The organism is Hymenobacter roseosalivarius DSM 11622, assembly GCF_900176135.1.
In the GTDB taxonomy this organism is placed as follows: Bacteria; Bacteroidota; Bacteroidia; order Cytophagales; family Hymenobacteraceae; genus Hymenobacter; species Hymenobacter roseosalivarius.
This window is the reverse complement of record NZ_FWWW01000006.1, coordinates 1-1,267: the sequence shown is the minus strand read 5'-3', so window position 1 is coordinate 1,267 and position 1,267 is coordinate 1. Positions and strand designations below refer to the sequence as shown.

Genomic DNA, 1,267 nt, shown 5'->3' with positions numbered 1-1,267 from the left:
GAGGTGGTCGGATAAATCTGGACAGAATAGGGTCTTATCTTTCCTTCCTCATGAAAGACAGTCCCCAACCGGCCAAACGCCGGCGTTATGATGCCGCCTTCCGCGCCGAAGCCCTGCGCCTGGCCAGCGAAAGCCGCTCGACGCAAGCGGCCGCCCGCACCTTGAATATCAATCCCAAGCTGCTCTATAAGTGGCAAAAAGAGGCGCTCACCCCTGTGGCGGCGGCCCGGGGTGCGGAACTGGACCCGGCCACGGCGGCCGAATTGCGCCAGCTGCGGGCCTTGGCTCGGCGACAGGCGCAAGAGTTGGATATTTTAAAAAAAGCCATCGCCATCTTTTCACACACCCCGGACCAATGAGCCGCTATCGCTTTATCGAGGGGCAGCGGGAGTACTACCCCGTGCGCCTGCTGTGCCAGGTGCTGGGTGTGGTCGTCAGTGGGTATTACGCGTGGCAACAGGCGCAACAACAAGCGGTAACGCAGGGTACGCCCGCTTGGGAAACGGCGCTTGTGAAGGTGTTTGGCCGCCATAAACGCCGCTACGGCACCCGTCGACTCCAGGTCGCCTTGCGCCGCAAGGGCTACCGCGTGGGTCGTCAGCGCCTGCGCGCGGCCATGCGCCGTCGGGGTCTGCATGCGCTGCAACCCAAGGCCTATACCCCGCGCACGACCGACTCGACCCACGGGCTACGCTGCGCCCCGAACCGGTTGCTCGACCAGCCCAAGCCCACCCAAGCGAATCGGGTCTGGGTCAGTGATATCACGTATCTGCCCTTAGCCACCGGCGACTGGGCGTATCTGTGCGCCTTTCAGGATGTGGCCAGCAAGCAGGTGGTGGGCTGGCAGGTCGGCGCCACCATGCCCGAAGAGCTGGTCACCAAGGCTTTACAACGCGCTTTTTGGGCCCAGCCGCCGACGCCGGATCTGCTCGTGCACTCCGACCGCGGCGGGCAATACTGCGGCAACGTTTACCGGCAACTGCTGCACGATTACGGGGCCGTACGCTCGCAGAGCCGACGCGGCGACTGCTACGACAACGCGCAAGCCGAGAGCCTGTGGTCCCGCCTCAAAACGGAAGTGCTCGAGCTACGCGAGCGACCCGTTTTTGCTAACCTGGCCGACGCGCAAGCCAGCGTCGCGGAGTATTTTGACTATTACAATCACGAGCGCCTGCACTCTAGTATCGACTACCAAACGCCGTATATCGCTCACCAACAGTTTCTTCAACTTAACGCCCTAAACTGTCCAGCCTAAACGGACCACCTC

2 protein-coding genes are annotated in these 1,267 nt (G+C 62.3%); both read left to right on the top strand.

Going from position 1 to position 1,267, the window contains the following annotated elements:
• Positions 1-359: transposase (locus B9A24_RS00075; protein WP_234996877.1), on the top strand; the 359-nt coding region annotated here is incomplete at its 5' end.
• Positions 356-1,255, top strand: coding sequence for an IS3 family transposase (locus tag B9A24_RS00070; protein ID WP_084442960.1), 900 nt, complete (start codon positions 356-358; stop codon positions 1,253-1,255). The genes B9A24_RS00075 and B9A24_RS00070, both read left to right, overlap by 4 nt.
• Positions 1,256-1,267 lie beyond the last annotated feature (12 nt).